The organism is Microcoleus sp. S13_C3 (assembly GCF_036700905.1).
GTDB lineage: Bacteria > Cyanobacteriota > Cyanobacteriia > Cyanobacteriales > Microcoleaceae > Microcoleus.
In genome coordinates this window covers 1-3,957 of the sequence record NZ_JAUBPT010000295.1, presented here as the reverse complement: position 1 = coordinate 3,957, position 3,957 = coordinate 1, and the positions used below count along the sequence as shown (strand labels likewise).

Sequence of the window (3,957 nt, the reverse complement as noted above, 5' to 3'; positions counted from 1 at the left end):
ACGTATCTCAAATTGTAAAAAAACATAATCTATAAGCTTCATAAATCTCACACTACATAAACTCAGTCTGGGGATTCCTTTTACGTTTCCCCCTCCCTCAAATCCGGTAAATTTTCAACAAAACATTTAGCTTGTTAGCTGGTTCCTAGGCTCTGCCTGGGAACCGAGATCCAGAGGCTCTGCCTCGCTAATCCTCGCTTTAGAAGAGGCAGAGCCTCTGGATGATCTGCATCCCCAGGCAGAGCCTGGGGACGAGGAGCCTGGGGACGAGGAGCCTGGATTGGAAGAGGCAGAGCCTCTGGATCTGCATCCCCAGGCAGAGCCTGGAGACGAGGAGCCAGGGGACGAGGAGCCAGGGGACGAGGAATTTAAACTTAGTTTCGCTTTGATTTTTGCCGATCGATCTCCCGCTGCAACTCTTCAATTTGACGGCGCAAAGCCTCCGTCTCGCTGTTAGGCGTTTGGGACTTCACATCAACCGCACCCTCAGCTACAGCCCGCTTGTAGTTCCCCAGCTTAATTTGGCGGTATTCCTCGGAACTTGCCCAGTCTCGCAAATACCGCAGACGTTCCACGGGGAAAGGGTGACTGAGCATCACACCCTGGCCGCCGTTGTAAAGTAAAAACTTATACACTTGGTTGAGATTGTCTCGATCGAGCTCTTGATAGTTGTCAGACTGGCGGATAAATTCTTGCAAACTGCATTGGTCAGCATATTTACTGCTAACTCCCGCAAGTTTCATCATCGTCTTCATCACACTGTTTAAGTCATCCGTTACCAACAAAGCCGCCCGGTCTGCCGATAATTCCGCCTTGCGCCGCCACTCGTAAAAAGCGTAAATTAAACCGCTACCGACCATATTTCCCAGCCCGAAAGTCATCTCGCCAATTGTCGAGGCAACGCTCATCGCCCACGTCGCCATTTGATTTAAAGTTGGATGACCGCATTTAATGTGTCCCAACTCGTGAGCCAATACTACCCGAATTTCTGGCTCCTCCAATAAGTCTAAAAGACCAGTGTTTAATACTACATAAGGCTGGTTTTTTCCCAGGGCATAGCTGTTAACTGAGGGATTCTGAGAAACAAACAAACCCGGTTCGGGAAAAACATCTAAATCCTGCAAGCACTCCCGAAATATATGATAAATGCTGGCATATTGGCGTGGCCCGACTTGAATGCTATTTCCCATTAAGTAAACGAATTGCGGTCGTTCGTAGACAAATTCTACAAATTTGCTGGCAATTAAGTCAAATCCAGGCACGCTGCGTAACGCTTCCTCAGCTTGGCGATCGAGGGGATGTTGAAAAGCTTCGCTAGAAATTCCCGTATAAGTAGGCATAGTTGTTGCAAAAGTTACATTTAAGATATCAGGATTGCCGATCGCTGCTGGTGCTAGCTGGCGCCTGACTTATCAATATTATGGCGACAAATATTGAACAGTTGTGGAACAGGGCGGAAAGCCTGTTCAAATTAGCGTTAAAATTGTGATTCTGGTACAGGCGCGATCGACAAACATCTTTCAGAGTGCCTGTGTATCGCCTCACCCAAAAATTGGAACGTGCAAAAATGGCTATCCTGCGACTCGAAAACGGTACAACCTACACTCAACAAAGCGACATTACCCGAGAACTCGCTTCCTTAAACATTCAACTCAACCGCTGGCCCGTGGGTGACAGCGCTGAAATTCAAAATTTGTTAGCTAAAGATGCTCTTGACGACAATCAAAAAGAGCAAGTGCTGCAAGCCCTCGACGGCTACTTTCAACAATTGTCGGAAAGTGCAGGCTATCAGGATCGCGACTTAATTGTACTGCACCCAGACATTCCCAACCTCGACACCATGCTGTCCAAATTCAACAAGTGCCACATCCACGCCGATGATGAAGTCCGCTATATCGTAGCAGGCGAGGGCATTTTCGGCTTCGTGCGGCCCGACTGCAGCCAAGTCGAACTCACAGTGCAGCCGGAAGAATTTATCAACGTGCCGGCGAATACAGAACACTGGTTTTATTTGACAGCAGCCCGGAAAATTAAAGCGGTGCGCTATTTTACCACCACAGAAGGCTGGACGCCGGAGTATACCGATACGGAAATTCGATCGCGTTTAGCTGCTGTTTGAACAGAGTTGACGGTTGACGGTTGACGGTTGACGGCAATCTTCAAATCATCTAAAAATCCTCAAATCCCGCCTCAAATTTTGTGATTTGAAGATTGCAATATGCTCAAAGCAACCGCCTCCGCCACCTTAATCCCATCAATCCCCGCCGACAGGATTCCACCCGCATATCCTGCACCTTCCCCAGCAGGATAAAGGCCTTCTGTATTCAAACTCTGATAATCTTCCTTGCGTTTAATCCGAATTGGTGAAGAAGTGCGCGTTTCCACCCCAGTCAAAACCGCATCATCCATCGCAAATCCTTTAATCTGTTTGTCAAAAGCCGGAAGTGCTTCGCGGATAGCTGCGATCGCATAATCTGGCAAACTTTCGCTCAAATCAGTCATCACAACTCCCGGCGTATAAGACGGCTGCACAGCCCCTAGCGCCGTGGAAGGGCGATTCGCCAAAAAATCCCCCACAAGCTGCCCAGGGGCGTTGTAAGTGCCACCTCCTAACTCAAATGCCCGTTCTTCTAGGCGACGCTGAAACTCAATTCCTGCTAAGGGATGACCGGGATAATCCTCCGGCGTGATACCTACCACAATCCCGCTGTTAGCATTGCGTTCATTGCGAGAATATTGACTCATCCCATTAGTGACAAGTCGCCCCGGTTCGGACGCAGCCGCCACTACCAAACCACCGGGACACATACAGAAACTATACACAGAACGATTGTTTTGGCAATGGTGAACCAGTTTGTAATCGGCGGCGCCCAAAAGCTTATGGCCCGCCCGATCGCCAAAACGACAGCGATCGATGATAGTCTGCGGATGTTCTACCCGAAAACCAATGGAAAAAGGTTTAGGTTCGATGTAAACCCCGCGCGAAAACAACATTTCAAAAGTATCGCGGGCGCTGTGTCCCACCGCCAGAACTATATAATTACTAGCAATATATTCTCCGCTGGCGAGGGTAAGTCCCTGCACTTTTCCATTTTCGATGTGGATATCTTCCACACGACTTTGAAACCGAATTTCTCCGCCTAATGCTTCAATTTGGGCGCGAAGACTTTGGACAATTCCCACCAGTTTGAACGTGCCAATATGCGGTTTGTTAATATATAAAATTTCCGGTGAAGCTCCCGCATTCACAAGTTCCGTCAGCACCTTGCGTCCATAATGCTGAGGATCTTTAACTTGGCTGTAGAGTTTGCCATCGGAAAAAGTACCCGCACCACCTTCGCCAAACTGGGCGTTAGATTCTGGGTTGAATTCTGCTTTTTTCTTCCAAAATCCAAAGGTATCAACTGTGCGATCGCGCACTGCTTTTCCGCGTTCTAAAAGGATAGGGCGAAACCCCATTTGTGCCAGCATCAGACCTGCAAACATACCGCACGGCCCTGTACCAATCACAATGGGGCGAATCGTCAAATTGCTGGGGGCTTTGGCTACATAGCGATAGCTCGTGTCTGGTGTTACCATCACATGAGGATCTTTTTTGAAGCGTTGGAGAAGTTGCTTTTCCTGTGTCGTCTCTACATCCACAATATAGACAAGGAGGATTTCTCCTTTTTTACGAGCATCGTAGCTGCGCTTGAAGATGGAATAGCCGAGCAATTCTTCCGGGGGAATTTGCAGCTTTTTGAGAAGGGCATCGGCGATCGCATCTTGAGGATGATCTAGGGGGAGTTTTATTTCAGTTATTCTTAACATATAGCAGAGGGAAGTTCGGCAACAGATTGGGTAACGGATTTAACTGAGATGTTGCACCATTCTCGCTTAGCAACAGGCAAGATGCCTGTTCCACACAAACTCAATTTTATTCAACAACAGGCAAGATGCCTGTTCCACACAAACTCA

At 48.1% G+C, this 3,957-nt stretch carries 3 protein-coding genes; 1 reads left to right on the top strand and 2 read right to left on the bottom strand.

All coding sequences use genetic code 11. From position 1 onward, the window contains the following. Positions 1-374: 374 nt before the first annotated feature. A complete protein-coding gene (locus tag QUA16_RS35940) occupies positions 375-1,340 on the bottom strand; it encodes a M48 family metallopeptidase (protein WP_333109567.1) in 966 nt (321 codons plus the stop codon). A 227-nt stretch (positions 1,341-1,567) separates the two neighbouring features. Between QUA16_RS35940 and QUA16_RS35935 the strand changes: the two genes are divergently transcribed. Next, positions 1,568-2,119 carry an acireductone dioxygenase gene (locus tag QUA16_RS35935; protein ID WP_333109566.1) on the top strand — a complete coding sequence of 184 codons (552 nt, stop codon included), beginning with the start codon at positions 1,568-1,570 and terminating at the stop codon, positions 2,117-2,119. Positions 2,120-2,190: 71 nt separating this feature from the next. On the opposite strand, the gene QUA16_RS35930 is transcribed toward QUA16_RS35935, so the two are convergent. Continuing rightward, positions 2,191-3,810, bottom strand: coding sequence for an NAD(P)/FAD-dependent oxidoreductase (locus tag QUA16_RS35930; RefSeq protein ID WP_333109565.1), 1,620 nt, complete (start codon positions 3,808-3,810; stop codon positions 2,191-2,193). Positions 3,811-3,957: the final 147 nt, after the last annotated feature.

Excerpts from the sequence above, each read along its gene's own strand:
- QUA16_RS35940 (WP_333109567.1), bottom strand. The coding sequence starts at position 1,340 with ATGCCTACTTATACGGGAATTTCTAGCGAAGCTTTTCAACATCCCCTC.
- QUA16_RS35935 (WP_333109566.1), top strand. The coding sequence starts at position 1,568 with ATGGCTATCCTGCGACTCGAAAACGGTACAACCTACACTCAACAAAGC.
- QUA16_RS35930 (WP_333109565.1), bottom strand. The coding sequence starts at position 3,810 with ATGTTAAGAATAACTGAAATAAAACTCCCCCTAGATCATCCTCAAGAT.